The sequence below is a fragment of the Escherichia sp. WS1118 genome, from assembly GCF_046487695.1.
Lineage (GTDB): Bacteria > Pseudomonadota > Gammaproteobacteria > Enterobacterales > Enterobacteriaceae > Escherichia > Escherichia coli.
In genome coordinates this window covers 69,041-95,546 of sequence record NZ_JBJQIZ010000009.1, presented here as the reverse complement: position 1 = coordinate 95,546, position 26,506 = coordinate 69,041, and the positions used below count along the sequence as shown (strand labels likewise).

The window sequence follows — 26,506 nt, the reverse complement described above, 5'->3', positions numbered from 1 at the left end:
GTTGCCGATGATCAATGCACTGGGATTGCTGGAAGTGGACGGCATGGTCGCCGCGATAGATGCAGCTGATGCCATGCTCAAAGCAGCTAACGTTCGTCTGCTCAGTCACGAAGTGCTTGACCCTGGTCGCCTAACGCTGGTGGTGGAAGGCGATCTGGCGGCGTGTCGTGCGGCGCTGGACGCAGGTTGTGCTGCCGCGATGCGTACCGGGCGTGTCATCAGCCGTAAGGAGATCGGTCGGCCAGACGATGACACCCAGTGGCTGGTTACTGGCTTTAACCGCCAGCCGAAGCAACCCGTAAAGGAACCCGACGCGCCAGTTATCGTCGCGGAATCTGCTGACGAGTTGTTGGCGCTGTTAACATCAGTACGTCAGGGAATGACGGCAGGAGAAGTGGCTGCCCACTTTGGCTGGCCGCTGGAAAAAGCCAGAAATGCGCTCGAACAGCTCTTTTCTGCCGGGACGTTACGTAAACGCAGTAGTCGTTACCGTCTCAAGCCCCATTAACCTGTCGGAGGTGCCGGGTGTCCTACAACACCCGGCATTAACATCATGAAAAAGACCCGTACAGCCAATTTGCACCATCTTTATCATGAACCCTTACCCGAAAACCTGAAGCTCACGCCGAAGGTCGAAGTGGATAATGTTCATCAACGACAGACAACGGACGTCTATGAACATGCTTTGACAATTACCGCCTGGCAGCAGATTTACGATCAACTGCATCCGGGCAAGTTTCATGGTGAATTTACGGAAATTCTACTCGATGATATTCAGGTTTTTCGTGAATACACTGGTCTGGCGCTGCGTCAGTCGTGCCTGGTCTGGCCGAACTCGTTCTGGTTTGGCATTCCGGCGACGCGCGGTGAGCAGGGATTTATCGGTTCGCAATGTCTGGGAAGCGCAGAAATTGCGACGCGCCCTGGTGGAACCGAGTTTGAATTAAGTACGCCGGACGATTACACGATCCTTGGCGTAGTGCTTTCTGAAGATGTCATCACTCGTCAGGCTAACTTTTTGCATAATCCGGATCGGGTATTACATATGCTGCGTAGCCAGTCGGCGCTGGAAGTGAAAGAGCAGCATAAAGCCGCTCTGTGGGGCTTTGTCCAACAGGCGCTGGCGACGTTTTGCGAAAACCCGGAAAATCTCCATCAGCCTGCAGTGCGAAAAGTGCTGGGGGATAATTTGCTAATGGCGATGGGGGCGATGCTGGAAGAAGCGCAGCCAATGGTGACGGCGGAAAGCATCAGTCATCAGAGTTACCGTCGATTGCTTTCCCGCGCCCGTGAATATGTGCTGGAAAACATGTCCGAACCGGTGACGGTGCTGGACTTGTGTAATCAACTGCATGTCAGCCGCCGCACGCTACAAAACGCGTTTCACGCCATTTTGGGCATTGGTCCGAACGCGTGGCTGAAACGTATTCGCCTGAACGCCGTGCGCCGCGAACTCATAAGTCCGTGGTCACAAAGCACAACGGTAAAAGACGCCGCCATGCAGTGGGGATTCTGGCATCTTGGGCAATTTGCCACGGATTATCAGCAACTGTTTGCCGAGAAGCCGTCACTGACGCTGCATCAGCGGATGCGAGAGTGGGGGTGAGGGAGTTACACCCAATCCCTGACCTTAATAAACTCACTTAAAGCCGCTTCCGGGCTGCCATCTTTTGGCTGATAATCATACTCCCAGCGTACCAGTGGCGGCATTGACATCAGGATCGACTCGGTGCGCCCGCCAGTTTGCAGGCCAAACAGCGTGCCGCGATCCCAGACCAGATTGAACTCGACATAACGACCGCGACGGTAGAGCTGAAAATTGCGCTCGCGCTCGCCGTAGGCCATCGCTTTTCGTCGCTCTACAATTGGTAAATAAGCGTCGGTGTAGCCTTTGCCTACCGCCTGCATAAAGGCAAAACAGTGGTCGAAATCTGGCGTGTTCAGATCATCAAAGAACAGCCCGCCAATGCCGCGCTGTTCGTTACGATGTTTGAGGTAGAAGTATTCGTCGCACCACTTTTTGTAACGCGGATAAACGTCTTCGCCAAATGGCAGGCACAGGTCACGGGCGGTGCGGTGCCAGTGAATGGCGTCTTCTTCAAAACCATAGAAAGGGGTTAAATCGAAGCCGCCGCCAAACCACCAGACGGGCTCTGCACCCGGCTTTTCGGCAATAAAAAAGCGCACATTCGCGTGGCTGGTGGGGACATACGGATTATGCGGATGCACTACCAGTGAAACGCCCATCGCCTCGAAACTGCGCCCGGCAAGTTCCGGACGATGAGCGGTGGCGGAAGCAGGCATCGCCTCACCGTGGACATGTGAAAAGTTGACGCCTGCCTGTTCGAAAACACCACCATTACGCAAAACCCGACTACGCCCGCCGCCGCCAGCTTCGCGCTGCCAGCTATCTTCGACAAATTCTGCGCCATCGACGGCGCTCAACTGCTGACAAATCGTATCCTGAAGGTTGAGCAGAAACTGTTTAACCTGGTGTGCGTCGGGTTTCATCACTTACCGCTTTCTCGAGTGTGCTTTCTGGTTGTCAAACCAGTGGAAATAACTGATCACGCCTTCGGCAATCGCTGTGGCGATTTTCTGGCGAAACGCTGCAGTGCCTAACAGCCGCTCTTCTTCCGGGTTGGTGATAAACGAGGTTTCCACCAGCACCGACGGAACCGACGGCGATTTCAACACCACAAACGCGGCTTGTTCGGTATTGCGGCTGTGCAGTTTATGCACCGGCTTAATCTTTTTCAGAATATGCGAGCCGAGCGTCAGGCTGTTTTTAATAGTATCGGTTTGCACCAGATCAAACAGCACTTGCTGCAATAGGTGATCCTTGTCAGTCGCTTTTTTACCGGCAACTTCATCGGCGCGGTTTTCGCGTTCAGACAGGTATTTCGCCATTGCGCTACTTGCCCCACGGTTAGAGAGGGCAAATACCGAAGCACCGGCAGCTTTCGGGTTGGTAAAACCGTCGGCGTGAATTGACATAAACAGGTCTGCGCCGTGTTTATGGGCGATTTCAACGCGATCGTACAGTGGGATAAACGTATCGCCAGAACGCGTTAAACGCGCATCAATGCCATGATTACGCAATATGGAACGGACATTCTTGGCAATTGCCAGCACCACATGTTTTTCTTTCGAACCGTTGCGTCCGATCGCTCCGGTATCAATCCCGCCGTGGCCTGGATCGAGAACAACGACACGTCTGCCGCCGCTTTTTTTTGCTTTCGGCTTGCTGTGTCCGTTACTGGTTTTTAACGGTTCTTCTTTGGCGATGGCTTGCGACATTCCTGACAACGTCAGGGCAGCCAAACCGGCTTTCAGCACCTGGCGGCGCGAAGTGAGTGTTTTTAGTGGTTTAAAAGTGCTCATACGGCCTGAGTTGTAATAATAAAGTTCCAGATGTTATATCGTATCGCGTAATCCGTTACGACGGTTTGCTGTTGAGAATTGTTTTACTTTTCATTTCAATAGTTGACAACTCCCCATTATGCCACTTTTTCAACCGATTTTCGTCAGATATTGGCTAATTCGACCGTTCACGCCATAATCAGCCTTTTAACCCGCAAAAAGGTAACGAATACCATGGAGATACGCGTATTTCGCCAGGAAGATTTCGAAGAGGTCATCACCCTTTGGGAGCGTTGCGACTTGCTGCGTCCGTGGAACGATCCGGAAATGGACATCGAGCGTAAGATGAACCATGACGTCAGTTTGTTTCTGGTCGCTGAGGTGAACGGTGAAGTGGTCGGAACGGTGATGGGCGGTTATGACGGGCATCGCGGGTCTGCTTATTATCTTGGCGTGCATCCCGAGTTTCGTGGGCGTGGGATTGCTAATGCGTTGCTTAATCGGTTGGAGAAAAAGCTGATTGCTCGCGGCTGTCCGAAAATTCAGATCAACGTGCCGGAAGATAACGACATGGTGCTCGGAATGTATGAACGCCTGGGATATGAACACGCCGACGTGCTGAGTCTGGGTAAGCGTTTGATTGAAGATGAAGAGTACTGAGTTTTATCCTGTCCATTATGATGCGCACGGTCGCCTGCGTTTACCCTTGCTCTTCTGGCTTGTGCTATTGCTTCAGGCGCGAACCTGGGTGCTGTTTGTCATTGCCGGAGCGTCGCGCGAGCAGGGTACTGCGCTGCTAAATCTGTTTTATCCCGATCACGATAATTTCTGGCTGGGGTTGATTCCCGGTATTCCGGCGGTGCTGGCATTTTTGCTGAGTGGTCGGCGGGCTTCATTTCCCCGTATCTGGCATGTGCTCTATTTTCTGTTGCTGTTGGCGCAAGTGGTTTTACTTTGTTGGCAACCGTGGCTGTGGCTGAACGGTGAATCCGTTAGCGGTATCGGTCTGGCACTGGTAGTGGCGGATATCGTGGCGTTAATCTGGCTGCTGACCAATCGACGTTTACGCGCTTGTTTTAATGAAGAAAAAGAATAACGGCACTTTTTGGTGAATTTGCACTCCAAGCAACGTTATTGAATAACCAAAGGAAGTGACATGAAATCGCTGCGTTTAATGTTATGCGCTATGCCGTTGATGCTGACCGGCTGTTCCACGATGTCGTCAGTTAACTGGTCGGCCGCTAACCCGTGGAACTGGTTTGGATCATCCACCAAAGTGAGCGAGCAGGGCGTGGGTGAATTAACGGCGTCCACACCACTGCAAGAACAAGCCATTGCTGATGCGCTTGATGGCGATTATCGCCTGCGCAGCGGAATGAAAACCGCGAACGGCAACGTGGTGCGCTTTTTTGAAGTGATGAAAGGCGACAACGTGGCGATGGTGATTAACGGTGATCAAGGCACGATCAGCCGCATTGATGTGCTGGATAGCGATATTCCTGCTGACACCGGTGTTAAAATCGGTACACCGTTTAGTGACCTTTACAGCAAAGCATTTGGCAATTGCCAAAAGGCCGACAGTGATGATAATCGTGCCGTCGAATGTAAAGCCGAAGGCAGTCAACATATTAGCTACCAGTTCAGCGGGGAATGGAGTGGTCCTGAAGGGTTAATGCCTTCGGACGATACCCTGAAAAACTGGAAAGTCAGTAAAATTATCTGGCGGCGTTAATTTGCGTCTGAACAAACCGCCGCCGCGAAAAAACACGTAAAATAGCGCCCAACAATGCCACGGATTGCGTGGCATTATTATTTTCAGGAGGAACAATGTCTCAGGTTCAGAGTGGCATTTTGCCAGAACATTGCCGCGCGGCGATTTGGATCGAAGCCAACGTGAAAGGGGAAGTTGACGCCCTGCGTGCGGCCAGTAAAACATTTGCCGACAAACTGGCAACTTTTGAAGCGAAATTCCCGGACGCGCATCTTGGTGCGGTGGTTGCCTTTGGTAACAATACCTGGCGCGCTCTGAGCGGCGGCGTTGGGGCCGAAGAGCTGAAAGATTTTCCGGGCTACGGTAAAGGTCTTGCACCGACGACCCAGTTCGATGTGTTGATCCACATTCTTTCTCTGCGTCACGACGTGAACTTCTCTGTCGCTCAGGCGGCGATGGAAGCCTTTGGTGACTGCATTGAAGTGAAAGAAGAGATCCACGGCTTCCGTTGGGTTGAAGAGCGTGACCTGAGCGGCTTTGTTGACGGTACAGAAAACCCGGCGGGTGAAGAGACGCGCCGCGAAGTGGCTGTTATCAAAGACGGCGTGGATGCGGGCGGCAGCTATGTGTTTGTGCAGCGTTGGGAGCACAACCTGAAACAGCTCAATCGGATGAGCGTTCACGATCAAGAGATGATGATCGGGCGCACCAAAGAGGCCAACGAAGAGATTGACGGCGACGAACGTCCGGAAACCTCTCACCTGACCCGCGTTGATCTGAAAGAAGATGGCAAAGGGCTGAAGATTGTTCGTCAGAGCCTGCCGTACGGCACCGCCAGTGGCACTCACGGTCTGTACTTCTGCGCCTACTGCGCGCGTCTGCATAACATTGAGCAGCAACTGCTGAGCATGTTTGGCGATACTGATGGTAAGCGTGATGCGATGTTGCGTTTCACCAAACCGGTCACTGGCGGCTATTACTTCGCACCGTCGCTGGACAAGCTGATGGCGCTGTAAGCGTTTCTGATTCATTGATTAAAGGCCAGCCAGTAACACAACTGACTGGCCTTTTTATTACTGCTTTAACGCCTCATACACTTGATCAACTACTTTCTGTCAGAACAGGGTATTTTGCGGCGCTGACGCTACAGCTAATAGCCAGCAGAGAAAGATAGAGCATTGTCCGTTTCATAATCAGTCCAGATTGACGTTACGGCAGCCAAAGAGTGTGGTGAAAATAAACCCACTAACCCATGCCACCAGAATACCGCCAGCGTAAACCGCCATTGCCGGAAGGATGCCTTGCGCGGAAGTCATCAGCGGCAGCGCCACCAGACCAGACGGCCCGAAGGCGCTGTTTAAGCCCATCGGCAGACCCCACCAGGCTATCAGGCCGATAAACAAACCGCCCGCCGCGCCGCCTAAACAGGCGGTAACAAACGGTTTCATGCGGGGCAGGGTGACACCGTAAATCAGCGGTTCGCCAACGCCAAGCAGACCGGGAATAATCGCCCCGCGGACCTGACTGCGTAATGCACTGTGCGGTTGCGCCCGCCAGTAGAGCGCCAGCGCCGCGCCCACCTGGCCTGCGCCTGCCATTGAAAGGATGGGAAATAAGCTGTTGAATCCCTGGCTGTCCATTAACGCCAGATAAACAGGAATAAAGCCCTGATGCACGCCAAATACCACGGCGATCAGGAACAGCCCGGCTAAAACCGCACAACCGAGCGGATTACTGTTCAGGTGCATAAACAGCCACGACATGCCTTCAAACAGCCAGCCGCCCAGCGGCATAATGATCAGGTACGCAAGCGTAGCGGTGATCAGCAGGGTGATTAACGAGGTCAGCAGCATGTCGAGATCGTCGGGCATAAAGCGGCGCACCATGCCTTCGATGCGGGCGCAGGCCCACGCGGCGATCAACACGCCGATAATATTGCCGCGCGGATCGATGGGCAGACCAAAGAAATCGTGAAATCCGGCGTAGTAACCCGTGGTTGCAGTTGGGTTATAACCAAGCAAAAAGAGCGCAGCGATAATTGCGCCATTTACGCCCGTGCCACCAAATGCCTGGGCCGCGTTATAGCCCACCAGAATTACCAGGAAGGTGAACAGGCCTTTGCTGAACACCTTCATAAAATTCAGCGCATCGGGTAGCGTGCCCTGAGCATCTGCCGTAACGTGCATCACCGTGGCAATTAACGTCGCTATCCCCAGCAGCAGACCGGCGGCAATAAAACCGGGGATCAGCGGCGTGAAGATGGTGGCGAATTTGGCGAGAAATTGTTGCACGCCGGAAGTTTGTCTGGCTTTTAACTGGCGTTTATTCTGGGCGGCGATTTCTGCGGCATCCTGTACCGGTGCCTCGCCCAGCAGCTCGCTCATGGCTTTTGCGGCACGATGCGCTTTGCCTGGCCCAAAAACCACCTGCACCTGATCGCTGGTCAAAATGACGCCCTTCACGCCTTCCAGCGTTTTGATATCGGGATCAACCAATGAACTGTCATGTACACCCAGACGCAGGCGCGTCATACAGTTACCACAACTGGCGATATTTCCCGGTCCGCCGACCCGGGTAAGAATGGTGTTCAGAAGTTCACTGCTGATCTCTTTAGCCATGGGTTATTCCTTTTCCAGAGCCTTGCGAATAAAACCGCCGTGTTGATCCAGGCATTTTTTAGCTTCATCGGCATCGAGATTTTTCAGTACCATCACAATGGCCGTTTTACAGTTGCGCTCGCAAGCAATTAACGCCGCTTCCGCTTGTTCGGCATTACATCCGGTAGCGTTTTTGACGATATTGACCTGGCGCACATGCAGTTTTTCGTTGGTGGCGACCACATCGACCATCAGGTTGCCGAACACTTTGCCGGATTTAATCATCAGCCCGGTGGAGAGCATGTTGAGCACCAGTTTCTGCGCCGTGCCTGCTTTCATTCGCGAAGAACCGGTAACAACTTCGGCACCAACTACCGGCGTAATAGCAAACTCTGCGGTGGATGAAACGGCACTCCCCGGATTACAGGAAATGCCCACTGTACGGCAGCCGAGTTGGCGCGCGTATTCCAGCCCGGCAATCACATAAGGCGTGCGTCCGCTGGCCGCAATACCAACCACCACATCCTGCGCGGTTAAATTAATATTTTTCAGATCATTAACACCACCTTCCCGGCTATCTTCTGCGCCTTCCACCGCGTGCTGAATGGCATATTCGCCGCCAGCAATCAAACCAACTACCAGGCCCGGTTTCACGCCGTAGGTCGGCGGACATTCGCTGGCATCCAGAATCCCCAGACGACCGGATGTTCCCGCACCGAGATAAATCAGACGGCCGCCGCCGCTTACCTGGGTGTGGATAACATCGATCGCCGCGGCGATATCCGGCAGTACGCGCTCAACGGCGAGTGGTACGGTTTTATCTTCATCGTTGATAATCCGGCACATTTCCAGCGTTGATACGCGGTCAATTTCAGCCGAGGCGGCGTTCGAGCCTTCGGTAATCATCTTTTCAAGTTGCATCGGTGGTGACCTTAATATTTGCGATCAAATAATTGCAGATAAATGGGATCATATATCCCGATTTGATAGACACAAAGGAATCATTAAGTCCGAATATTACTCATGTGATGTCACTGAAAATGATTGCGCGCTGACGTAACGCTTGAGGTGCTGCATAAAGCAGCGACTAAATTGAGATTTTCCTGAATTAGTGAGCTGATCCGCAGCAATATTTTGTTTATCCTGTATTTTCAGAGGGAATGGAGTGTAACGCTCTGTATTAACAAGGAGAGCATTAAAATGGGTAAACTCACGGGCAAGACAGCACTGATTACGGGCGCATTGCAGGGAATTGGCGAAGGAATTGCCAGAACTTTTGCGCGTCATGGCGCAAACCTAATCTTGCTGGATATCTCCCCTGAGATCGAAAAGCTGGCGGACGAACTGTGTGGCCGTGGTCATCGCTGTACGGCGGTTGTCGCCGATGTGCGTGACCCGGCGTCGGTAGCCGCAGCTATTAAGCGCGCTAAGGAAAAAGAAGGGCGCATTGATATTCTGGTGAATAACGCAGGCGTTTGTCGTCTGGGCAGTTTCCTTGATATGAGCGATGAAGATCGCGATTTCCATATTGATATCAATATAAAAGGCGTATGGAACGTCACGAAGGCGGTGCTGCCGGAGATGATTGCCCGCAAAGATGGCCGGATTGTGATGATGTCTTCAGTCACTGGCGATATGGTGGCAGACCCGGGCGAAACGGCGTACGCCTTAACGAAAGCGGCGATTGTTGGCCTGACTAAATCGCTGGCGGTGGAGTACGCGCAGTCTGGTATTCGCGTTAACGCCATCTGCCCTGGATACGTTCGCACGCCAATGGCGGAAAGCATTGCCCGCCAGTCGAACCCGGAAGATCCAGAATCGGTGCTGACTGAAATGGCGAAAGCAATCCCGATGCGTCGCCTCGCCGATCCGCTGGAAGTCGGCGAACTGGCGGCCTTCCTCGCATCGGATGAATCCAGCTATTTAACCGGTACACAGAATGTGATTGATGGCGGCAGCACACTGCCGGAGACGGTTAGCGTCGGCATCTGATTCACCTCTGTTTCCTCCCTGCATTTGTGGGGAGGATTTCGTCTTATTCCCTTTTCAACTTCCAAATCACCAAACGGTATATAAAACCGTTACTCCTTTCACGTCCGTTATAAATATGATGGCTATTAGAAAGTCATTAAATTTATAAGGGTGCGCAATGGCCGTTAACTTACTGAAAAAGAACTCACTCGTGCTGGTTGCTTCTCTGCTACTGGCGGGCCATGTACAGGCAACGGAACTGCTGAACAGTTCTTATGACGTCTCCCGCGAGCTGTTTGCCGCCCTGAACCCGCCGTTTGAGCAACAATGGGCAAAAGATAACGGTGGCGACAAACTGACGATTAAACAATCTCATGCCGGATCATCAAAACAGGCGCTGGCAATTTTGCAGGGTTTAAAAGCCGACGTTGTCACTTATAACCAGGTGACCGACGTACAAATCCTGCACGATAAAGGCAAGCTGATCCCAGCGGACTGGCAGTCGCGCCTGCCGAATAATAGCTCGCCGTTCTACTCCACCATGGGCTTCCTGGTGCGTAAGGGCAACCCGAAGAATATCCACGACTGGAACGACCTGGTACGCTCTGACGTGAAGCTGATTTTCCCGAACCCGAAAACGTCGGGTAACGCGCGTTATACCTACCTTGCGGCATGGGGCGCAGCGGACAAAGCCGACGGTGGTGATAAAGCCAAAACCGAACAGTTTATGACCCAGTTCCTGAAAAACGTTGAAGTGTTCGATACTGGCGGTCGTGGCGCGACCACCACTTTTGCCGAGCGCGGCCTGGGCGATGTGCTGATCAGCTTCGAGTCGGAAGTGAACAACATCCGTAAACAGTATGAAGCGCAGGGCTTTGAAGTGGTGATTCCGAAAACCAACATTCTGGCGGAATTCCCGGTGGCGTGGGTCGATAAAAATGTGCAGGCCAACGGCACGGAAAAAGCGGCAAAAGCCTACCTGAACTGGCTCTACAGCCCGCAGGCGCAAACCATCATCACCGACTATTACTACCGCGTAAATAACCCGGAAGTCATGGACAAACTGAAAGATAAATTCCCGCAGACCGAGCTGTTCCGCGTGGAAGACAAATTTGGCTCCTGGCCGGAAGTGATGAAAACCCACTTCACCAGCGGCGGCGAGTTAGACAAGCTGTTAGCGGCGGGGCGTAAGTAATGTTTGCCGTTTCTTCAAGACGCGTGCTGCCGGGCTTTACCTTAAGCCTCGGCACCAGTCTGCTGTTTGTGTGCCTGATTTTGCTGCTGCCGCTCTCCGCGCTGGTGATGCAACTGGCCCAGATGAGCTGGGCGCAGTACTGGGAGGTGATCACCAACCCGCAGGTGGTCGCAGCCTATAAAGTGACGCTGCTGTCGGCGTTTGTGGCATCGATTTTTAACGGCGTTTTCGGTCTGCTGATGGCGTGGATCTTAACCCGCTATCGCTTTCCGGGTCGCACGCTGCTTGATGCGCTGATGGATTTACCCTTTGCGCTGCCAACGGCAGTCGCCGGTTTAACGCTGGCCTCGCTCTTTTCCGTGAACGGTTTTTACGGTGAATGGCTGGCGAAGTTTGATATCAAAGTCACCTATACCTGGCTGGGGATTGCGGTGGCGATGGCCTTTACCAGCATTCCGTTTGTGGTGCGCACCGTGCAGCCGGTGCTGGAAGAGTTAGGCCCGGAATATGAAGAGGCGGCAGAAACGCTCGGCGCAACACGCTGGCAGAGTTTTCGCAAAGTGGTGCTGCCGGAACTATCTCCGGCGCTGGTGGCGGGTGTGGCGCTGTCATTTACCCGCAGCCTCGGTGAGTTTGGCGCGGTGATTTTTATCGCCGGGAATATCGCCTGGAAAACAGAAGTGACGTCGCTGATGATCTTTGTTCGCTTACAGGAGTTTGATTACCCGGCGGCGAGCGCGATTGCCTCGGTGATCCTCGCGGCATCGCTGCTGTTGCTGTTCTCAATTAACACTCTGCAAAGTCGCTTTGGTCGGCGTGTGGTAGGTCATTAATGGCGGAAGTGACACAATTGAAGCGTTATGACGCGCGCCCGATTAACTGGGGCAAATGGTTTCTGATTGGCATCGGGATGCTGGTATCGGCGTTCATCCTGCTGGTACCGATGATTTATATCTTCGTACAGGCGTTCAGCAAAGGACTGATGCCGGTGTTACAAAATCTGGCCGATCCGGACATGCTGCACGCCATCTGGCTGACGGTGATGATCGCGCTGATTGCCGTACCGGTAAACCTGGTGTTCGGTATTCTGCTGGCCTGGCTGGTGACGCGCTTTAACTTCCCCGGACGCCAGCTATTGCTGACGCTGCTGGACATTCCGTTTGCCGTGTCGCCGGTGGTTGCTGGTCTGGTGTATCTGCTGTTCTACGGCTCTAACGGCCCGCTGGGCGGCTGGCTGGATGAACATAATCTGCAAATTATGTTCTCCTGGCCGGGTATGGTGCTGGTCACCATCTTCGTGACGTGTCCGTTTGTGGTGCGCGAACTGGTACCGGTAATGTTAAGTCAGGGCAGCCAGGAAGACGAAGCGGCGATTTTGCTGGGCGCGTCCGGCTGGCAGATGTTCCGTCGCGTCACGCTGCCGAACATCCGCTGGGCGCTGCTTTACGGCGTGGTGCTGACCAACGCCCGCGCGATTGGCGAGTTTGGCGCGGTGTCGGTGGTTTCTGGCTCGATTCGCGGCGAAACACTTTCGCTGCCGTTACAGATTGAATTGCTGGAGCAGGACTACAACACCGTTGGCTCCTTTACCGCCGCGGCGCTGTTGACGCTGATGGCGATTATCACCCTGTTTTTAAAGAGTATGTTGCAGTGGCGCCTGGAGAACCAGGAAAAACGCGCGCAGCAGGAGGAACATCATGAGCATTGAGATTGCCAATATTAAGAAGTCGTTTGGTCGCACCCAGGTGCTGAACGATATCTCACTGGATATTCCTTCTGGTCAGATGGTCGCGTTGCTGGGGCCGTCCGGTTCCGGAAAAACCACGCTGCTGCGCATTATTGCCGGGCTGGAGCATCAAACCAGCGGGCATATTCGCTTTCACGGTACCGACGTGAGCCGTCTGCACGCGCGGGACCGTAAAGTCGGTTTCGTGTTCCAGCATTACGCGCTGTTTCGCCATATGACGGTGTTTGACAATATCGCTTTTGGCCTGACGGTGTTGCCACGGCGTGAACGCCCGAATGCGGCGGCGATCAAAGCGAAAGTGACAAAATTGCTGGAGATGGTGCAGCTCGCGCATCTGGCGGATCGTTATCCGGCGCAGCTTTCCGGCGGCCAGAAACAGCGTGTGGCGCTTGCACGCGCGCTGGCTGTGGAACCGCAAATTTTGCTGCTTGATGAACCGTTTGGCGCGCTGGATGCGCAGGTGCGTAAAGAGCTGCGTCGCTGGCTGCGTCAACTGCATGAAGAACTGAAATTCACCAGCGTGTTCGTGACCCACGACCAGGAAGAGGCGACCGAAGTAGCCGATCGTGTAGTGGTGATGAGTCAGGGCAATATTGAACAAGCTGACGCACCGGATCAGGTATGGCGTGAACCGGCGACTCGTTTTGTGCTGGAGTTTATGGGCGAGGTAAACCGCCTGCAGGGAACCATTCGCGGCGGGCAGTTCCACGTTGGCGCACATCGCTGGCCGCTGGGATACACCCCCGCGTATCAGGGGCCGGTGGATCTCTTCCTGCGCCCGTGGGAAGTGGATATCAGCCGCCGTACCAGCCTCGATTCGCCGCTACCCGTACAGGTACTGGAAGCCAGCCCGAAAGGTCACTACACCCAATTAGTGGTGCAGCCGCTGGGGTGGTACAACGAACCGCTGACGGTCGTGATGCATGGCGACGATGCCCCGCAGCGTGGCGATCGTTTATACGTTGGTCTGCAACATGCGCGGCTGTATAACGGCGATGAGCGTATTGAAACCCGCGATGAGGAACTTGCTCTCGCACAAAGCGCCTGATAGGTTGAGTGAATGTTAAACGCCCGGAGGCGCTTCCCGCGATCCGGGCTTTTTAATGGCAAGGTTTTGTAACCTGTAGGTCTGATAAGACGCGTAAGCGTCGCATCAGGCAACACCACGTATGGACAGAGATCGTGAGTACATTAGAACAAACAATAGGCAATACGCCTCTGGTGAAGTTGCAGCGAATGGCGCCGGATAACGGCAGTGAAGTGTGGTTAAAACTGGAAGGCAATAACCCGGCGGGATCGGTAAAAGACCGTGCGGCGCTTTCGATGATTGTCGAGGCGGAAAAGCGCGGCGAGATTAAACCGGGTGATGTGCTGATCGAAGCCACCAGTGGTAACACCGGCATTGCGCTGGCAATGATTGCGGCGCTTAAAGGCTATCGCATGAAATTGCTGATGCCCGACAACATGAGCCAGGAACGCCGTGCGGCGATGCGTGCCTACGGTGCAGAACTGATTCTGGTCACCAAAGAACAGGGCATGGAAGGCGCACGCGATCTGGCGCTTGAAATGGCGAATCGCGGCGAAGGAAAGTTGCTCGATCAGTTCAATAATCCCGATAACCCTTACGCCCATTACACCACTACCGGGCCAGAAATCTGGCAGCAAACTGGCGGGCGTATTACCCATTTTGTCTCCAGCATGGGAACAACCGGCACTATCACCGGCGTGTCACGCTTTATGCGCGAACAATCCAAACCGGTGACCATTGTTGGCCTGCAGCCGGAAGAAGGCAGCAGTATTCCCGGCATTCGCCGCTGGCCTGCGGAATATCTGCCGGGGATTTTCAATGCTTCTCTGGTGGATGAGGTGCTGGATATTCATCAGCGCGATGCGGAAAACACCATGCGCGAACTGGCAGTGCGGGAAGGGATTTTCTGCGGCGTAAGCTCCGGCGGCGCGGTTGCCGGAGCACTGCGGGTGGCAAAAGCTAACCCTGGCGCGGTGGTGGTGGCGATCATCTGCGATCGTGGCGATCGCTACCTTTCTACCGGGGTGTTTGGGGAAGAGCATTTTAGCCAGGGGGCGGGGATTTAAGATTATTGCGCAGGCACCGTTTTATCCGTCTGCGCAATTAACGCATGTAAAAAAGGCTGTGCGTTCTCATCGCTCTTACCGGGCATCTTCACGATATACGGCTTCCCGGTAATCGATGACGACGAGGCCACCTTGTCAATAAACTGCTCGGCTGTATCAATGCGATTACGGGTATTGCCCAGCTTCAGGCGCAGATGAGAAACCGCTTCATCGCAGGTATGTTCATCACCGTTGCGCACAAATATCAAATCCTTTTTCTGTGCTAATCCCTCCAGCATGGCGTTGATACGGGCTTCTTCATGGGCCGTTAACTTCGCATAAGCGGGGAGTGTCATTAGCAGCGTAACGACCAGACAAATGATTTTCTTCACTGAATTACCTTATCCTTGTTTTGTAATAGCCGATTTGACTGCCAGAATCAGGTAAAGTTTCGGCTGGAATACGATGAGGATCATCGGCAAGGAGAAAAAATTAAATGAGTAGTTTGTTGTTGTTTAACGATAAGAGCAGGGCACTGCAGGCGGATATCGTTGCCGTGCAGTCGCAGGTAGTGTACGGCAGCGTAGGCAACAGCATTGCGGTGCCTGCTATCAAACAGAACGGCCTGAATGTCTTTGCCGTGCCGACGGTATTGCTGAGCAATACGCCGCATTATGACACTTTCTACGGTGGTGCGATTCCGGATGAATGGTTTAGCGGTTATTTGCGTGCGCTTCAGGAGCGTGATGCGCTGCGCCAACTTCGTGCTGTAACCACGGGCTATATGGGAACGGCATCGCAAATCAAAATCCTTGCCGAGTGGCTGACTGCGCTACGCAAAGACCATCCTGACCTATTGATCATGGTCGATCCGGTGATTGGCGATATTGATAGCGGAATTTATGTCAAACCTGACCTTCCCGAAGCGTATCGACAATATTTACTGCCGCTGGCACAGGGAATTACCCCCAATATCTTTGAGCTGGAAATCCTGACCGGTAAAGATTGCCGCGATCTCGACAGTGCCATTGCTGCCGCAAAAAGTCTGCTTTCAGACACATTAAAGTGGGTGGTGATTACCAGCGCCTCCGGCAATGAAGAAAATCAGGAGATGCAGGTGGTGGTGGTCAGTGCCGACAGCGTGAATGTCATTTCCCATTCCCGGGTTAAAACTGACCTGAAAGGGACTGGCGACCTGTTTTGTGCTCAGCTTATCAGTGGTTTGCTGAAAGGGAAGGCGTTAACCGATGCGGTACACCGCGCGGGGTTGCGCGTACTGGAAGTGATGCGCTATACCCAGCAGCATGAGAGCGATGAATTGATTTTGCCGCCTCTGGCTGAAGCATAAAAAAATGGCGCCGATGGGCGCCATTTTTCACTGCAGCAAGAATTACTTCTTGATGCGGATAACCGGGGTTTCACCCACGGTTACGCTACCGGACAGTTTGATCAGTTCTTTGATTTCGTCCATGTTGGAGATAACAACCGGAGTCAGGGTTGACTTGGCTTTCTCTTCCAGCAGCGGCAGATCAAATTCAATGACAGTATCACCAACTTTCACGCGCTGACCTTCTTCAGCAATACGCTTGAAGCCTTCGCCTTTCAGTTCAACGGTGTCGATACCGAAGTGGACGAACAGCTCAACGCCGCTATCAGATTCGATAGAGAACGCATGGTTGGTTTCAAAGATTTTACCAATGGTGCCGTCTACAGGCGCGACCATTTTGTTACCCGTTGGTTTGATAGCAATGCCATCACCAACGATTTTTTCCGCAAAAACGACATCCGGCACGTCTTCGATATTGACGATCTCGCCAGAGAGCGGAGCAATGATCTCAATAGTTCCGGTATCCTTCTTGTCGTCGGAAACCAGAGATTTCAGTTTATCGAACAAACCCATGATCTTCTCCTAAGCAGTAAATTGGGCCGCATCTCGTGGATTAGCAGATTGTTTTTTCTTCAATGAACTTGTTAACCAGCGTCATTAACTCGTCCGTTGTCGGTTGAGCAAGAGCCTGCTCTGCTAACACCTTCGCATCTTCGAAGTTCGTGTTACGGATAATCTTCTTAATGCGCGGGATAGAAATGGCGCTCATAGAGAATTCGTCCAGACCCATCCCCAGCAACAGAAGTGTAGCACGTTCATCGCCAGCAAGCTCACCACACATGCCAGTCCATTTGCCTTCAGCATGAGAAGCATCAATAACTTGCTTGATCAAGTTCAGCACGGACGGTGACATTGGCTGGTAAAGGTGTGAAATCATATCATTACCACGGTCAACTGCCAGAGTGTACTGCGTTAAATCATTGGTGCCGATACTAAAGAAATCAACTTCTTTGGCTAAATGACGTGCAATTGTTGCGGCAGCCGGTGTTTCCACCATTACGCCGATTTCAATTGACTCGTCAAACGCTTTACCTTCGTCGCGCAGTTCCTGTTTGTAGATTTCGATCTCTTTGCGCAGTGCACGCACTTCTTCAACAGAGATGATCATCGGGAACATGATGCGCAATTTACCGAAAGCAGAGGCACGCAGGATAGCGCGGAGCTGATCGCGCAGGATCTCTTTACGATCCATCGCGATACGGATAGCGCGCCAGCCGAGGAACGGGTTCTCTTCTTTCGGGAAGTTCATGTATGGCAGCTCTTTGTCGCCGCCGATGTCCATGGTACGAACGATAACCGCCTGAGAGCCACACGCTTCAGCCACTGCTTTGTAAGCAGCAAACTGTTCTTCTTCAGTGGGCAGCGCGTCGCGGTCCATGAACAGGAACTCAGTACGATACAGACCAACGCCTTCAGCGCCGTTACGCTCTGCACCTTCAACGTCACGAACCGTACCAATGTTAGCGCACACTTCTACCTGGTGACCGTCCAGCGTAATAGCTGGCAGATCTTTCAGTTTAGCAAGCTCTGCTTTTTCAGAAGCCACTTGCTCCTGAACAGCGCGCATTTTATCAATAACTTCGTTGGTTGGATTGACGTAAACCTGATTATTTACGGCATCCAGAATCAGATAGTCGTCATTTTTCACCTGAGAGGTGACGCTACCGGTACCCACGATAGCAGGCAGTTCCAGAGAACGCGCCATGATAGAGGTGTGGGAAGTACGGCCACCCGCGTCGGTGATGAAACCCAGCACCTTCTTCAGGTTCAGCTGTGCGGTTTCGGACGGCGTCAGGTCAGCGGCAACCAGAATGACTTCATCCTGAATGGCGCTCAGGTCGATAATCTTCAGGCCCAGGATGTTGCGCAGCAGGCGCTTACCGATATCACGTACGTCAGCCGCACGTTCTTTCAGGTATTCATCATCCAGCTCTTCCAGGGCAGAAGCCTGACCTTCGATAACTTCATGAGCAGCTGCGTCAGCTGTCATGTGCTTATCTTTAATCAGGGCTATGATTTCCTGCTCCAGCTCCTCATCTTCGAGCAGCATAATATGCCCTTCAAAGATGGCTTCTTTTTCTTCACCGAACGTTTCACCAGCTTTCGTTTTGATCGTTTCCAGCTGGGCTGATGCCTTGGCACGACCGCTCAGAAAACGTTCAACTTCCTGATCAACCTGGTCGGCAGAAATTTTTTTCCGGTCAATGACAATTTCGTCTTCTTTCAGAAGCAGAGCTTTACCGAAAGCGATACCCGGGGATGCTAAAATGCCTGAAATCATAACCCTACCTTACTTGTGACTGATTTTTAAAAGAACCCGGGAAATTACTCGAGTTCCGCCATCAGTTTAACCAGATGTTCAACCGCTTTCTGCTCGTCTTCGCCTTCTGCGGAGATAGTCACAACGGTACCTTGAGTCAGGCCCAGAGTCTGCAGTTTAAACAGGCTTTTCGCGCTGGCGCTTTTGCCGTTGGAAGTCACAGTAATTTCAGAAGTGAAGCCCTTAGCTTCTTTTACAAACTGGGCAGCAGGGCGGGTGTGCAGACCGTTCGGAGCGGTAATGGTAACTTCTTGCTGGAACATTGTATTTCCCCAACTTATAGGTTTAGTGTTGTGGAACTAAAGTCTAGCCTGGCGGTTCGACTTTAGCCTGTATTGTTAGCGCCAGTTTTTAACAGACGCGACGCACGAAGAGCGTAATACAGTCCATTGCTGGCGGGTGTTGACCGCTGACGTTTCGTACGTCATTAAACATTATGCCGCTAAAGGAAGAATTGAACCAAATCATAAAATCGATTCAGCTTTGGCTTTTCCTGTAACGATTAATTTCGCGCATCAAAATAATTAGTCTGGTTAAATACCAGTTCCGACAGGCTGAATCAATGCCAGGAGGGGCGAAAGTTTGAAGCAGGCCACAAAAAAGCACCTAAAAAGGTGCTTTTTTACGCATTTTTTACAAGCTGGCATTACTGTTGCAGTTCTTTCTCAGTGAAAAGATCGGCAAACAATGCAGTGCTTAAATAACGCTCACCCGATGACGGCAGAATAACCACAATATTCTTATTGGTAAAGCTTTCATCTTCTTGTAGTTTCAACGCCGCAGCAACAGCTGCTCCAGAAGAGATACCAGCAAGAATGCCTTCTTCTTCCATCAGACGACGTGCGGTAGAAATGGCTTCTTCATTGGTGATGCCAATGACTTTGTCGACCAGCTTGAGATCAAGGTTAGCCGGGATAAAACCAGCGCCAATACCCTGAATTTTATGCGGACCAGGTTTAATCTCTTCACCTGCCAGCGCCTGGGCGATAACTGGAGAATCGGTTGGCTCAACGGCGACAGAGATAAGATCGGTCTTGCCTTTGGTGCCTTTAATGTAGCGGCTGACGCCAGTCAGCGTACCGCCAGTCCCAACGCCAGCAATAAATACATCAACCTGACCGTCGGTATCTTCCCAGATCTCCGGACCGGTGGTTTTTTCATGAATTTCAGGGTTTGCCGGATTGCTGAATTGTTGCAGCAGCAGGTATTTCTCTGGATTGCTGGCGACAATTTCTTCTGCTTTTTGGATTGCGCCTTTCATGCCTTTAGCACCTTCGGTCAGCACCAGGTTTGCACCTAACGCTTTCAGCAGCTTGCGGCGTTCAATACTCATGGTTTCTGGCATGGTCAGGGTAAGTTTGTAACCGCGAGCGGCAGCTACATAGGCCAGTGCAATCCCGGTATTACCGCTGGTTGGTTCAACCAGTTCAACGCCTGGTTTCAGCACGCCGCGCTTTTCGGCATCCCAAATCATGTTAGCACCGATACGGCACTTAACGCTGAAGCTGGGGTTACGAGATTCCACCTTCGCCAGAATGCGTCCGTTACCGATGCGATTCAGGCGAACCAGCGGCGTGTGACCGATAGTCAGCGAGTTATCTTCAAAAATCTTACTCATGGCCTGTCCTTAACTGTATGAAATTGGGATACAACAGGTAGCATACCCGCTCAGAGAATATGCGGAAGTAAGGATTTAGCATATCTATATGCAGAAGGGAAATAATGACATGCAAGATGGAATAAGGGGCGGCATAAGCCACCCCTGTTTCACACAAGCGCTTTACAAAATAACCGGTAGATTGTTACCGCCACATCGCGTGCTTATCGCGATAGCAATCGACCCACATCGCCGTCGCGCCACAAACGGCAACGGGCATGATGAACAGATTAAGCAACGGGATCATCGTAAACAGGCTGGTTAAAGCACCAAACTGCATATTGGTGATTTTGCGTGTGCGCAGGGCGGTGCGCATCTCTTTAAACGGCACTTTGTGGTTATCGAAGGGGTAATCGCAATACTGGATGGCTAACATCCAGGCGCTAAACAGGAACCACAGTACCGGCGCGACGGTTTGCCCAATACCAGGGATGAAGTAAAGAATTAGCAATACAATTGCGCGCGGCAGATACCAGGCAAATTTTTGCCATTCGCGTTTCATGATTCGCGGCACATCTTTCATGATACCGAAAATTCCGGTATCTGGCGGTGTAGCGCCAGTCAATCGTGCTTCCAGTTGTTCAGCCAATAAACCGTTGAACGGAGCAGCAATCCAGTTAGCAATCGTTGAGAAGAAATAGCCAAACACTAACAGCACAGAGATGACAGCCAGGGGCCACAACAGATAGCTCAGCCATTGTAACCAGTCCGGAACATAACTCATGAGCGTCGGGATCCAGACATCGAGTTGCGTAAAGAGCCACCAGAATGCGCCCCCCATCAACAAAATATTGACCAGCAGCGGTAAAATAACGAAACGCCGAATCCCAGGTTGCAAGACGAGCTTCCAGCCTTGCGCAAAATAGTAAAAACCGCTGCGTGGGGCAGATGTGAATGATGAAACCATAATCAGGATGAGCTCCTTTTGACCAATCCCAGGAAAATTCTGCGTATTTTACCGGGTAATTGCGCAATGGACAGTTAGGATATGTTCGAAAAAACAGCAAAAAGCACGATTTCATCTATCTTTGTGCTGTGAAAGTTAATAGTGCACTTGCACTTGAGGTAATCGGCAAATACTCTTAGTGAGTAAATGTTTGCCGTGGTGGCAAGGTGTTAGAACAACAGAGAATATAATGATGCAGGATTTGCGTCTGATATTAATCATTGTTGGCGCGATCGCCATAATCGCTTTACTGGTACATGGTTTCTGGACCAGCCGTAAAGAACGATCTTCTATGTTCCGCGATCGGCCATTAAAACGAATGAAGTCAAAACGTGACGACGATTCTTATGACGAGGATGTCGAAGATGATGAGGGCGTTGGTGAGGTTCGTGTTCACCGCGTGAATCATGCCCCGGCTAACGCCCAGGAGCATGAGGCTGCTCGTCCGTCGCCGCAACACCAGTACCAACCGCCTTATGCGTCTGCGCAGCCGCGTCAACCGGTCCAGCAGCCGCCTGAAGCGCAGGTACCGCCGCAACATGCTCCGCGTCCAACGCAGCCGGTGCAGCAACCTGTGCAGCAGCCTGCCTATCAGCCGCAGCCTGAACAGCCGTTGCAGCAGCCTGTTTCGCCACAGGTCGCGTCAGCGCCGCAGCCAGTGCATTCAGCACCGCAACCGGCACAACAGGCTTTCCAGCCTGCAGAACCCGTAGCGGCACCACAGCCTGAGCCTGTAGCGGAACCGGCTCCAGTTACGGATAAACCGAAGCGCAAAGAGGCGGTGATTATCATGAACGTCGCGGCGCATCACGGTAGCGAGTTAAACGGTGAACTGCTTCTTAACAGCATTCAACAAGCGGGCTTCATTTTTGGCGATATGAACATTTACCATCGTCATCTTAGCCCGGATGGCAGCGGCCCGGCGTTATTCAGCCTGGCGAATATGGTGAAACCGGGAACCTTTGATCCTGAAATGAAGGATTTCACTACTCCGGGTGTCACTATCTTTATGCAGGTACCGTCTTACGGTGACGAGCTGCAGAACTTTAAGCTGATGCTGCAATCTGCGCAGCATATTGCCGATGAAGTGGGCGGTGTAGTGCTTGACGATCAGCGCCGTATGATGACTCCGCAGAAATTGCGCGAGTACCAGGACATCATCCGCGAAGTCAAAGACGCCAACGCCTGATACACTTAAGGCAAATTAACTCCTCTTCGAACCCCCGCTTGTCGGGGGTTTTTAGCATTGATGGTGCGATATGGAATCAATCGAACAACAACTGACAGAACTGCGAACGACGCTTCGCCATCATGAATATCTTTATCATGTGATGGATGCGCCGGAAATTCCCGACGCTGAATACGACAGGCTGATGCGCGAACTGCGCGAGCTGGAAACCAAACATCCAGAACTGATTACGCCTGATTCGCCTACCCAACGTGTAGGTGCAGCGCCGCTGGCGGCTTTCAGCCAGATCCGCCATGAAGTGCCAATGCTGTCGCTGGATAACGTTTTTGATGAAGAAAGCTTTCTTGCTTTCAACAAACGTGTGCAGGACCGTCTGAAAAGCAACGAGAAAGTCACCTGGTGCTGTGAGCTGAAGCTGGATGGTCTTGCCGTCAGTATTCTGTATGAAAATGGCGTTTTAGTCAGTGCCGCGACGCGTGGCGATGGCACCACCGGGGAAGATATTACGTCTAATGTGCGTACTATTCGCGCCATTCCGCTGAAGCTACACGGAGAGAATATCCCGGCGCGTCTGGAAGTGCGTGGTGAAGTGTTCCTGCCGCAGGCGGGGTTCGAAAAGATTAACGAAGATGCGCGACGCACGGGCGGGAAAGTGTTTGCTAACCCACGTAATGCGGCAGCTGGTTCACTGCGTCAGCTTGATCCGCGTATTACAGCGAAGCGACCGCTCACTTTCTTCTGCTACGGCGTCGGTGTTCTGGAAGGTGGCGAGCTGCCGGATACTCATCTTGGCCGTTTACTGCAATTTAAAAAGTGGGGTTTGCCGGTCAGCGATCGGGTAACGCTTTGTGAATCGGCGGAAGAAGTGCTGGCGTTCTACCACAAAGTAGAAGAAGACCGTCCGACGCTGGGCTTTGATATCGACGGCGTGGTGATTAAGGTCAACTCACTGGCACAGCAGGAGCAGCTTGGCTTTGTCGCGCGTGCCCCGCGCTGGGCGGTAGCGTTTAAATTCCCGGCGCAGGAACAGATGACCTTTGTGCGTGACGTCGAGTTTCAGGTTGGGCGTACTGGCGCGATTACGCCTGTTGCGCGTCTGGAACCTGTCCATGTTGCTGGCGTGTTGGTGAGTAACGCTACACTGCATAATGCTGACGAAATCGAACGTCTTGGTTTACGCATTGGCGATAAAGTGGTGATTCGCCGCGCAGGCGATGTGATCCCGCAGGTGGTTAACGTCGTGCTTTCTGAACGCCCGGAAGATACCCGTGAGGTTGTATTCCCGACGCATTGTCCGGTATGTGGTTCTGACGTCGAGCGTGTGGAAGGTGAAGCGGTTGCCCGCTGTACCGGTGGCCTGATTTGCGGTGCGCAGCGTAAAGAGTCTCTGAAACACTTTGTTTCCCGCCGTGCGATGGATGTTGACGGAATGGGCGACAAAATCATCGATCAACTGGTTGAAAAAGAATATGTCCACACTCCGGCGGATCTGTTCAAACTCACCGCAGGCAAACTGACCGGACTGGAGCGTATGGGGCCGAAATCGGCACAAAACGTGGTTAACGCGCTGGAAAAAGCGAAAGAAACCACCTTTGCCCGCTTCCTCTATGCACTTGGCATCCGTGAAGTCGGCGAGGCTACCGCAGCAGGTCTGGCGGCATATTTCGGCACGCTGGAAGCGCTGGAAGCCGCGTCGATTGAAGAGCTGCAAAAGGTGCCTGATGTTGGAATTGTCGTTGCCTCCCACGTTCACAACTTCTTTGCCGAAGAAAGCAACCGCAATGTCATCAGCGAGCTGTTGGCGGAAGGTGTTCACTGGCCTGAGCCGATCGTTATCAATGCGGAAGAGATTGACAGTCCGTTTGCTGGTAAAACCGTGGTGCTTACGGGCAGCTTAAGCCAGATGTCGCGTGATGACGCTAAAGCTCGACTGGTCGAACTGGGGGCGAAAGTCGCGGGCAGCGTGTCGAAGAAAACCGATCTGGTGATAGCGGGTGAAGCTGCAGGATCTAAACTGGCGAAGGCGCAGGAACTGGGCATTGAAGTCATCGACGAAACGGAAATGCTGCGTTTGCTGGGTAGCTGAGATGGAAAAAGAGCAGCTGATTGAAATAGCCAATACGATAATGCCGTTTGGCAAGTACAAAGGGCGTCGCTTAATCGACCTGCCGGAGGAGTATCTGCTGTGGTTTGCCCGCAAAGATGAGTTCCCTGCAGGGAAGCTCGGTGAGCTAATGCAAATCACGCTGCTGATTAAAAACGAGGGGCTGACGCAACTGGTCCAGCCCCTGAAGCGTCCGCTTTAAGCTTTATCGGCGCTGCTTTCCTGCTGCGCCTGTAACTGTTCGGTCTGGCGTTTGTATCGACGCGCCAGCACCGCACAGACCATCAATTGGATCTGATGGAAAATCATCAGGGGCAGCACCATCATACCGATCACCGATGTGGGGAACAGAATGTTTGCCATCGGGATGCCATTTGCCAGACTCTTTTTCGAACCACAAAAGACGATAGTAATTTCATCTGCCTTATTGAAGCCCAGTCGGCGTGCCATAAAGACGTTAACTACAATCACGATAGCCAGAAGAACGCAACTGACCACCACGATAAACAGCAATGATCCCCAGCCAACTTTGTGCCAGATACCGTTAACGACGGCTTCGCTGAATGCCGTATAAACCACCAACAGAATGGACGTCTGGTCAGTTTTCGCAATCCATTTTTTATTACGCGACACCCAGTCACCAATCCACGGCCGGGAAAGATGCCCCAACACAAATGGCAGCAACAGTTGCAGCATAATTTTACCGACCTGCTCAAGGCTGCCCCCTGCACCGTGAACATTCATCACCAGACCAACCAGCAATGGTGAAAGGAAAATCCCCAGCAGGCTGGATGCTGACGCAGAACAAACCGCCGCCGCGACGTTACCGCCCGCCATTGACGTGAAGGCGATTGCAGACTGCACGGTCGCGGGGAGAATGCACAAGTAGAGAAAACCGGAGTAGAGCATCGGGTCGACATTTACCGGTTTCCACCAGGCAAACAGCACGCCCAGAATCGGAAACAGCACGAAGGTGCTGCACATTACCCACAAATGCAGTCGCCAGTGACCACCGCCAGCAATAATTGCCTCACGCGACAACTTCGCGCCGTGCATAAAGAACAGCAGAGCAATCGCTGCAGTGGTCAGATTTTCAAAGAAGGGGACGAAATCGCCTCTGGCCGGAAAGAAAGATGCCAGCAACACCACCGTGATCAGGGTTAAGGTGAAAGGATCGAGGATACGAAAAAGTTTCATAAAGACTCCAGATGATCGATGGTTCTATTGTGCTTCTTCCAGTTTGAGAAATAAAATTGATTTATTGCATCCATTCATGAAAAAAACAGATGAATTATTCTTTAAAGCAATTAAAGGTTTTCGTCACAGTAGCGCAGGAGAAAAGTTTTAGTCGTGCAGGAGAGCGTATCGGCCTGAGCCAGTCGGCAGTGAGTCACAGTGTGAAGGAGCTGGAAAATCATACTGGTGTTCGCCTGCTGGACAGAACCACGCGTGAAGTGGTGCTTACAGATGCAGGGCAGCAGTTGGCTTTGCGTCTTGAGCGACTGCTGGATGAACTTAACAGCACGTTGCGCGATACCGGGCGTATGGGGCAACAACTGAGCGGAAAAGTTCGGGTCGCTGCCAGCCAGACCATTTCCGCGCATCTTATTCCGCAATGCATTGCTGAAAGCCATCGCCGCTATCCAGATATTCAGTTTGTCCTGCACGATCGTCCGCAGCAGTGGGTGATGGAAAGTATTCGCCAGGGAGATGTCGATTTTGGCATCGTCATCGATCCAGGCCCAGTGGGCGATCTGCAATGTGAAGCGATTCTTTCCGAGCCTTTCTTTCTGCTTTGCCATCGCGATAGCGCTTTGGCCGTGGAAGATTATGTCCCCTGGCAGGCATTACAGGGAGCGAAATTGGTGTTGCAGGATTACGCGTCAGGCAGCCGACCGCTGATTGACGCAGCGCTGGCGCGCAACGGTATTCAGGCGAATATTGTGCAGGAGATTGGTCATCCGGCGACGCTGTTCCCGATGGTAGCCGCAGGCATCGGCATCAGTATTCTTCCCGCACTGGCGCTACCATTGCCTGAAGGTAGCCCACTGGTGGTAAAGCGCATTACGCCAGTGGTTGAACGCCAGTTGATGCTGGTGCGCAGGAAGAACCGTTCACTTTCCACCGCCGCACAAGCGTTATGGGACGTAGTACGAGACCAGGGCAATGCGCTAATGGCTGGGCGGGAAGGGGATCCGTTGTATCAGATATAGAGTGAATTCATACTGCCGGGAGCTCCGGCAGTA

Annotated in this window: 28 protein-coding genes and 1 pseudogene; 17 read left to right on the top strand and 12 right to left on the bottom strand. The window is 52.5% G+C overall.

The features are described 5' to 3' along the window. The first annotated feature begins 7 nt into the window (after positions 1 to 7). A complete protein-coding gene (gene eutK, locus ACJHYO_RS16290) occupies positions 8 to 508 on the top strand; it encodes an ethanolamine utilization microcompartment protein EutK (RefSeq protein ID WP_001295463.1) in 501 nt (166 codons plus the stop codon). Between the two features lie 45 nt (positions 509 to 553). Next, positions 554 to 1,606 carry an HTH-type transcriptional regulator EutR gene (eutR, locus tag ACJHYO_RS16285; RefSeq protein ID WP_000753709.1) on the top strand — a complete coding sequence of 351 codons (1,053 nt, stop codon included), beginning with the start codon at positions 554 to 556 and terminating at the stop codon, positions 1,604 to 1,606. A gap of 5 nt (positions 1,607 to 1,611) precedes the next feature. On the opposite strand, the gene hemF is transcribed toward eutR, so the two are convergent. Both hemF and amiA read right to left on the bottom strand, forming a co-directional pair. Continuing rightward, positions 1,612 to 2,511: an oxygen-dependent coproporphyrinogen oxidase gene (gene hemF / locus ACJHYO_RS16280; protein WP_001298446.1), complete on the bottom strand. Its 900-nt coding sequence runs from the start codon at positions 2,509 to 2,511 to the stop codon at positions 1,612 to 1,614. 3 nt (positions 2,512 to 2,514) lie between these two features. Next, positions 2,515 to 3,384 (bottom strand): N-acetylmuramoyl-L-alanine amidase AmiA, encoded by an 870-nt coding sequence (gene amiA, locus ACJHYO_RS16275; RefSeq protein ID WP_000102910.1) that lies wholly within the window; start codon positions 3,382 to 3,384, stop codon positions 2,515 to 2,517. A 213-nt stretch (positions 3,385 to 3,597) separates the two neighbouring features. Here amiA and ACJHYO_RS16270 point away from each other — a divergent pair, with 213 nt between their 5' ends. From ACJHYO_RS16270 to yfeX, 4 genes are all read left to right on the top strand, one after another. Further along, complete coding sequence (locus ACJHYO_RS16270) at positions 3,598 to 4,023, top strand: GNAT family acetyltransferase (protein ID WP_000406000.1); 426 nt, start codon at positions 3,598 to 3,600, stop codon at positions 4,021 to 4,023. Beyond that, positions 4,010 to 4,459, top strand: coding sequence for a DUF2919 domain-containing protein (locus tag ACJHYO_RS16265; RefSeq protein ID WP_001331810.1), 450 nt, complete (start codon positions 4,010 to 4,012; stop codon positions 4,457 to 4,459). Before ACJHYO_RS16270 ends, ACJHYO_RS16265 begins: the two co-directional genes overlap by 14 nt. A gap of 60 nt (positions 4,460 to 4,519) precedes the next feature. Next, a complete protein-coding gene (locus ACJHYO_RS16260; RefSeq protein WP_000838948.1) occupies positions 4,520 to 5,095 on the top strand; it encodes an RpoE-regulated lipoprotein in 576 nt (191 codons plus the stop codon). Between the two features lie 95 nt (positions 5,096 to 5,190). Continuing rightward, positions 5,191 to 6,090 (top strand): porphyrinogen peroxidase, encoded by a 900-nt coding sequence (yfeX, locus tag ACJHYO_RS16255; RefSeq protein WP_000084590.1) that lies wholly within the window; start codon positions 5,191 to 5,193, stop codon positions 6,088 to 6,090. Between the two features lie 88 nt (positions 6,091 to 6,178). Here yfeX and ACJHYO_RS16250 read toward each other — a convergent pair. The 3 genes and pseudogenes from ACJHYO_RS16250 to murQ form a co-directional block, all read right to left on the bottom strand. Further along, positions 6,179 to 6,265: pseudogene (locus tag ACJHYO_RS16250) on the bottom strand (hypothetical protein); the annotation flags it as partial. 2 nt (positions 6,266 to 6,267) lie between these two features. Beyond that, complete coding sequence (murP, locus tag ACJHYO_RS16245) at positions 6,268 to 7,692, bottom strand: PTS N-acetylmuramic acid transporter subunit IIBC (RefSeq protein ID WP_001040463.1); 1,425 nt, start codon at positions 7,690 to 7,692, stop codon at positions 6,268 to 6,270. Positions 7,693 to 7,695: 3 nt separating this feature from the next. Further along, positions 7,696 to 8,592 (bottom strand): N-acetylmuramic acid 6-phosphate etherase, encoded by an 897-nt coding sequence (gene murQ / locus ACJHYO_RS16240; RefSeq protein WP_001175632.1) that lies wholly within the window; start codon positions 8,590 to 8,592, stop codon positions 7,696 to 7,698. Positions 8,593 to 8,871: 279 nt separating this feature from the next. Between murQ and ucpA the strand changes: the two genes are divergently transcribed. The 6 genes from ucpA to cysM all read left to right on the top strand — a co-directional run bounded on the left by ucpA (position 8,872) and on the right by cysM (position 14,678). Beyond that, on the top strand, positions 8,872 to 9,663 hold the full coding sequence (gene ucpA, locus ACJHYO_RS16235; protein WP_000517443.1) for an SDR family oxidoreductase UcpA: 792 nt from the start codon (positions 8,872 to 8,874) through the stop codon (positions 9,661 to 9,663). 157 nt (positions 9,664 to 9,820) lie between these two features. Further along, complete coding sequence (gene cysP / locus ACJHYO_RS16230) at positions 9,821 to 10,837, top strand: thiosulfate/sulfate ABC transporter substrate-binding protein CysP (RefSeq protein WP_000290260.1); 1,017 nt, start codon at positions 9,821 to 9,823, stop codon at positions 10,835 to 10,837. Further along, positions 10,837 to 11,670, top strand: a complete 834-nt coding sequence (cysT, locus tag ACJHYO_RS16225) for a sulfate/thiosulfate ABC transporter permease CysT (protein WP_000458408.1) — start codon at positions 10,837 to 10,839, stop codon at positions 11,668 to 11,670. Before cysP ends, cysT begins: the two co-directional genes overlap by 1 nt. Then, a complete protein-coding gene (gene cysW / locus ACJHYO_RS16220; RefSeq protein WP_000852686.1) occupies positions 11,670 to 12,545 on the top strand; it encodes a sulfate/thiosulfate ABC transporter permease CysW in 876 nt (291 codons plus the stop codon). Before cysT ends, cysW begins: the two co-directional genes overlap by 1 nt. Next, positions 12,535 to 13,632, top strand: a complete 1,098-nt coding sequence (gene cysA / locus ACJHYO_RS16215) for a sulfate/thiosulfate ABC transporter ATP-binding protein CysA (protein WP_000021034.1) — start codon at positions 12,535 to 12,537, stop codon at positions 13,630 to 13,632. Before cysW ends, cysA begins: the two co-directional genes overlap by 11 nt. Before the next feature lie 134 nt (positions 13,633 to 13,766). Continuing rightward, positions 13,767 to 14,678 (top strand): cysteine synthase B, encoded by a 912-nt coding sequence (gene cysM / locus ACJHYO_RS16210; protein ID WP_000105467.1) that lies wholly within the window; start codon positions 13,767 to 13,769, stop codon positions 14,676 to 14,678. A gap of 2 nt (positions 14,679 to 14,680) precedes the next feature. Here cysM and ACJHYO_RS16205 read toward each other — a convergent pair whose 3' ends face one another. Continuing rightward, a complete protein-coding gene (locus ACJHYO_RS16205; RefSeq protein WP_000719965.1) occupies positions 14,681 to 15,049 on the bottom strand; it encodes a YfeK family protein in 369 nt (122 codons plus the stop codon). Positions 15,050 to 15,153: 104 nt separating this feature from the next. Here ACJHYO_RS16205 and pdxK point away from each other — a divergent pair, with 104 nt between their 5' ends. After that, positions 15,154 to 16,005, top strand: a complete 852-nt coding sequence (gene pdxK, locus ACJHYO_RS16200) for a pyridoxine/pyridoxal/pyridoxamine kinase (protein WP_000096640.1) — start codon at positions 15,154 to 15,156, stop codon at positions 16,003 to 16,005. A 42-nt stretch (positions 16,006 to 16,047) separates the two neighbouring features. On the opposite strand, the gene crr is transcribed toward pdxK, so the two are convergent. The 5 genes from crr to cysZ form a co-directional block, all read right to left on the bottom strand. Then, positions 16,048 to 16,557 carry a PTS glucose transporter subunit IIA gene (crr, locus tag ACJHYO_RS16195; protein WP_000522247.1) on the bottom strand — a complete coding sequence of 170 codons (510 nt, stop codon included), beginning with the start codon at positions 16,555 to 16,557 and terminating at the stop codon, positions 16,048 to 16,050. 40 nt (positions 16,558 to 16,597) lie between these two features. Continuing rightward, complete coding sequence (ptsI, locus tag ACJHYO_RS16190) at positions 16,598 to 18,325, bottom strand: phosphoenolpyruvate-protein phosphotransferase PtsI (protein WP_000623136.1); 1,728 nt, start codon at positions 18,323 to 18,325, stop codon at positions 16,598 to 16,600. 44 nt (positions 18,326 to 18,369) lie between these two features. Then, on the bottom strand, positions 18,370 to 18,627 hold the full coding sequence (gene ptsH / locus ACJHYO_RS16185) for a phosphocarrier protein Hpr (RefSeq protein WP_000487600.1): 258 nt from the start codon (positions 18,625 to 18,627) through the stop codon (positions 18,370 to 18,372). A 383-nt stretch (positions 18,628 to 19,010) separates the two neighbouring features. After that, entirely contained in the window at positions 19,011 to 19,982 is a 972-nt protein-coding gene (cysK, locus tag ACJHYO_RS16180) for a cysteine synthase A (protein WP_000034402.1), read from the bottom strand. A 184-nt stretch (positions 19,983 to 20,166) separates the two neighbouring features. Next, positions 20,167 to 20,928, bottom strand: coding sequence for a sulfate transporter CysZ (gene cysZ / locus ACJHYO_RS16175; RefSeq protein ID WP_000254826.1), 762 nt, complete (start codon positions 20,926 to 20,928; stop codon positions 20,167 to 20,169). A 229-nt stretch (positions 20,929 to 21,157) separates the two neighbouring features. Here cysZ and zipA point away from each other — a divergent pair, with 229 nt between their 5' ends. The 3 genes from zipA to ACJHYO_RS16160 all read left to right on the top strand — a co-directional run bounded on the left by zipA (position 21,158) and on the right by ACJHYO_RS16160 (position 24,462). Further along, entirely contained in the window at positions 21,158 to 22,156 is a 999-nt protein-coding gene (zipA, locus tag ACJHYO_RS16170; protein WP_001350313.1) for a cell division protein ZipA, read from the top strand. 70 nt (positions 22,157 to 22,226) lie between these two features. After that, a complete protein-coding gene (gene ligA, locus ACJHYO_RS16165; protein WP_000443690.1) occupies positions 22,227 to 24,242 on the top strand; it encodes an NAD-dependent DNA ligase LigA in 2,016 nt (671 codons plus the stop codon). Position 24,243: 1 nt separating this feature from the next. Then, the gene (locus ACJHYO_RS16160; RefSeq protein ID WP_000410198.1) at positions 24,244 to 24,462 is read left to right on the top strand and encodes a DUF3820 family protein; all 219 of its coding nucleotides are present in this window, start codon (positions 24,244 to 24,246) and stop codon (positions 24,460 to 24,462) included. Here the strand turns inward: ACJHYO_RS16160 and ACJHYO_RS16155 are convergent. Continuing rightward, positions 24,459 to 25,457 (bottom strand): bile acid:sodium symporter family protein, encoded by a 999-nt coding sequence (locus ACJHYO_RS16155; protein ID WP_000765604.1) that lies wholly within the window; start codon positions 25,455 to 25,457, stop codon positions 24,459 to 24,461. The genes ACJHYO_RS16160 and ACJHYO_RS16155 overlap by 4 nt on opposite strands. Positions 25,458 to 25,546: 89 nt before the next feature. Here ACJHYO_RS16155 and ACJHYO_RS16150 point away from each other — a divergent pair, with 89 nt between their 5' ends. Continuing rightward, a complete protein-coding gene (locus ACJHYO_RS16150; protein ID WP_001109796.1) occupies positions 25,547 to 26,473 on the top strand; it encodes a LysR family transcriptional regulator in 927 nt (308 codons plus the stop codon). The last annotated feature ends 33 nt before the right edge of the window (positions 26,474 to 26,506 follow it).

Bases quoted from the DNA above. Each gene is read 5' to 3' on its own strand.
- eutK (WP_001295463.1), top strand. From the start codon at position 8: ATGATCAATGCACTGGGATTGCTGGAAGTGGACGGCATGGTCGCCGCG.
- eutR (WP_000753709.1), top strand. From the start codon at position 554: ATGAAAAAGACCCGTACAGCCAATTTGCACCATCTTTATCATGAACCC.
- hemF (WP_001298446.1), bottom strand. From the start codon at position 2,511: ATGAAACCCGACGCACACCAGGTTAAACAGTTTCTGCTCAACCTTCAG.
- amiA (WP_000102910.1), bottom strand. From the start codon at position 3,384: ATGAGCACTTTTAAACCACTAAAAACACTCACTTCGCGCCGCCAGGTG.
- ACJHYO_RS16270 (WP_000406000.1), top strand. From the start codon at position 3,598: ATGGAGATACGCGTATTTCGCCAGGAAGATTTCGAAGAGGTCATCACC.
- ACJHYO_RS16265 (WP_001331810.1), top strand. From the start codon at position 4,010: ATGAAGAGTACTGAGTTTTATCCTGTCCATTATGATGCGCACGGTCGC.
- ACJHYO_RS16260 (WP_000838948.1), top strand. From the start codon at position 4,520: ATGAAATCGCTGCGTTTAATGTTATGCGCTATGCCGTTGATGCTGACC.
- yfeX (WP_000084590.1), top strand. From the start codon at position 5,191: ATGTCTCAGGTTCAGAGTGGCATTTTGCCAGAACATTGCCGCGCGGCG.
- murP (WP_001040463.1), bottom strand. From the start codon at position 7,692: ATGGCTAAAGAGATCAGCAGTGAACTTCTGAACACCATTCTTACCCGG.
- murQ (WP_001175632.1), bottom strand. From the start codon at position 8,592: ATGCAACTTGAAAAGATGATTACCGAAGGCTCGAACGCCGCCTCGGCT.
- ucpA (WP_000517443.1), top strand. From the start codon at position 8,872: ATGGGTAAACTCACGGGCAAGACAGCACTGATTACGGGCGCATTGCAG.
- cysP (WP_000290260.1), top strand. From the start codon at position 9,821: ATGGCCGTTAACTTACTGAAAAAGAACTCACTCGTGCTGGTTGCTTCT.
- cysT (WP_000458408.1), top strand. From the start codon at position 10,837: ATGTTTGCCGTTTCTTCAAGACGCGTGCTGCCGGGCTTTACCTTAAGC.
- cysW (WP_000852686.1), top strand. From the start codon at position 11,670: ATGGCGGAAGTGACACAATTGAAGCGTTATGACGCGCGCCCGATTAAC.
- cysA (WP_000021034.1), top strand. From the start codon at position 12,535: ATGAGCATTGAGATTGCCAATATTAAGAAGTCGTTTGGTCGCACCCAG.
- pdxK (WP_000096640.1), top strand. From the start codon at position 15,154: ATGAGTAGTTTGTTGTTGTTTAACGATAAGAGCAGGGCACTGCAGGCG.
- crr (WP_000522247.1), bottom strand. From the start codon at position 16,557: ATGGGTTTGTTCGATAAACTGAAATCTCTGGTTTCCGACGACAAGAAG.
- ptsI (WP_000623136.1), bottom strand. From the start codon at position 18,325: ATGATTTCAGGCATTTTAGCATCCCCGGGTATCGCTTTCGGTAAAGCT.
- ptsH (WP_000487600.1), bottom strand. From the start codon at position 18,627: ATGTTCCAGCAAGAAGTTACCATTACCGCTCCGAACGGTCTGCACACC.
- cysK (WP_000034402.1), bottom strand. From the start codon at position 19,982: ATGAGTAAGATTTTTGAAGATAACTCGCTGACTATCGGTCACACGCCG.
- cysZ (WP_000254826.1), bottom strand. From the start codon at position 20,928: ATGGTTTCATCATTCACATCTGCCCCACGCAGCGGTTTTTACTATTTT.
- zipA (WP_001350313.1), top strand. From the start codon at position 21,158: ATGATGCAGGATTTGCGTCTGATATTAATCATTGTTGGCGCGATCGCC.
- ligA (WP_000443690.1), top strand. From the start codon at position 22,227: ATGGAATCAATCGAACAACAACTGACAGAACTGCGAACGACGCTTCGC.
- ACJHYO_RS16160 (WP_000410198.1), top strand. From the start codon at position 24,244: ATGGAAAAAGAGCAGCTGATTGAAATAGCCAATACGATAATGCCGTTT.
- ACJHYO_RS16155 (WP_000765604.1), bottom strand. From the start codon at position 25,457: ATGAAACTTTTTCGTATCCTCGATCCTTTCACCTTAACCCTGATCACG.
- ACJHYO_RS16150 (WP_001109796.1), top strand. From the start codon at position 25,547: ATGAATTATTCTTTAAAGCAATTAAAGGTTTTCGTCACAGTAGCGCAG.